Raw genomic sequence first — 1,648 nt, 5'->3', positions numbered from 1 at the left:
GCGTTCTACCTGGCCGGGGTCACCGCGGCCTTCGCGTATGTGGGGGCCGTGGATCCCAACGAGCCCGGCCACTACCCGGTGTGCCCGCTGTTCCGGCTGACCGGTGTCCTGTGCCCGGGCTGCGGCGGCCTGCGCAGCGCGCACGCCTTCGCCCACGGTGATCTGGTCGCCGCTCTCGGGGCGAACGCGTTCGCGGTCGTGGGCTACTTCGTCTTCGCGGGGTTCATGGCCCTCTGGCTGGTCCGCGCCTTCCGCGGCGGGCCGACCCCGAGGATCGTCCTGCGTCCGACGTACTGGTGGGCGCTCGGTGCGCTGGCACTGGTTTTCGTCATCGTCCGAAATCTTTCTTTCGGCTCCGCCCTGGCGCCCTGAGCCCTGGGCAGGCCCTATGAGGCACGGATTCCGAATGTCCGGTCACTGGGACGTCGTCAACCGCGTGCGGAGGGCAACGCCTCCTGCGGATACCATTTGAATGTCGACCTTGCTGTTGTACGTGTCTGCAAGGCGGCCGACCGTCATCGACCCGGAAGGGGGCCGCTCGCGTGAGTGTGCTCGACGAGATCATCGAAGGGGTCCGCGAAGACCTTGCCGAACGGCAGGCCCGCGTGAGCCTCGACGAGCTCAAGGAGCGTGCCGCCAAGGCGCCCCAGGCCAAGGACGGCGTCGCTGCCCTGCGCGGCGACAGCGTCAAGGTGATCTGCGAGGTCAAGCGCTCCAGCCCCTCCAAGGGTGCGCTGGCCGCCATCGCCGATCCGGCCGGGCTCGCCGCCGACTACGAGGCGGGCGGTGCGGCGGTCATCTCCGTCCTCACCGAGCAGCGCCGATTCGGCGGCTCGCTGGCCGACCTGGAGGCCGTCCGCGCCCGCGTGGACATCCCGATCCTGCGCAAGGACTTCATCGTCACGGCGTACCAGCTCTGGGAGGCCCGCGCCTACGGCGCCGACCTCGTCCTGCTGATCGTCGCGGCCCTGGAGCAGGAGGCCCTCGTCTCCCTCATCGAGCGGGCCGAGTCCATCGGTCTCACCCCGCTCGTCGAGGTCCACGACGAGGAGGAAGTGGAGCGCGCGGTCGCCGCCGGTGCGAAGATCATCGGCGTCAACGCCCGCAACCTCAAGGACCTCAAGGTCGACCGCTCCACCTTCGAGCGCGTCGTCGGCGAGATCCCGGACCACATCGTCAAGATCGCCGAGTCCGGCATCCGTGGCCCGCACGACCTGATCGCCTACGCCAACGAGGGCGCCGACGCCGTCCTCGTCGGGGAGTCCCTGGTGACCGGACGCGACCCGAAGTCGGCCGTTGCCGACCTCGTCGCCGCCGGCGCCCACCCCGCCCTGCGCCACGGGCGGAGCTGACCCGCACCCATGACCCACGACCGCTCCTCCGTCCGCCACCGCCCGGGTTCCCGCCCGGCCGGCGTGCCGACGGCGCACGCGCCCCTGGCGCGCGGCTGCCGCCCCCGCGGCTGCCGCGCCCCGGCCCGGCGTGTGCACGGGCGGCGGGTCCGGTACGTGATCGGCTCCGAGCCCGGACAGGTCAACGGCATGCGATGGCGCCCTTCGCCCGCGCCGTGACGACGGCTGCCCCGCCCGCCGGTCACGGTCGTGTCCGGCGGTCGTACGGGCGGCTTCGCGGGTCGCGCGGTGCCGTT

The 1,648-nt window shown here is 72.1% G+C and carries 3 protein-coding genes; all 3 read left to right on the top strand.

All coding sequences use genetic code 11. From position 1 onward, the window contains the following. On the top strand, positions 1–372 hold a 372-nt coding region (locus tag ACWGIU_RS37395; RefSeq protein WP_453712516.1), incomplete at its 5' end, for a DUF2752 domain-containing protein. Between the two features lie 170 nt (positions 373–542). Beyond that, positions 543–1,352 carry an indole-3-glycerol phosphate synthase TrpC gene (gene trpC, locus ACWGIU_RS37390; protein WP_453712515.1) on the top strand — a complete coding sequence of 270 codons (810 nt, stop codon included), beginning with the start codon at positions 543–545 and terminating at the stop codon, positions 1,350–1,352. 9 nt (positions 1,353–1,361) lie between these two features. Further along, on the top strand, positions 1,362–1,571 hold the full coding sequence (trpM, locus tag ACWGIU_RS37385) for a tryptophan biosynthesis modulator TrpM (RefSeq protein ID WP_453712514.1): 210 nt from the start codon (positions 1,362–1,364) through the stop codon (positions 1,569–1,571). The last annotated feature ends 77 nt before the right edge of the window (positions 1,572–1,648 follow it).

It is taken from the genome of Streptomyces sp. NPDC054840, from assembly GCF_053611065.1.
The sequence above is the reverse complement of the archived record's forward strand: the minus strand, read 5'-3'. Positions and strand labels throughout refer to the sequence as shown.

Coding starts and splice junctions, on each gene's coding strand:
- trpM (WP_453712514.1), top strand. CDS start 1,362: ATGACCCACGACCGCTCCTCCGTCCGCCACCGCCCGGGTTCCCGCCCG.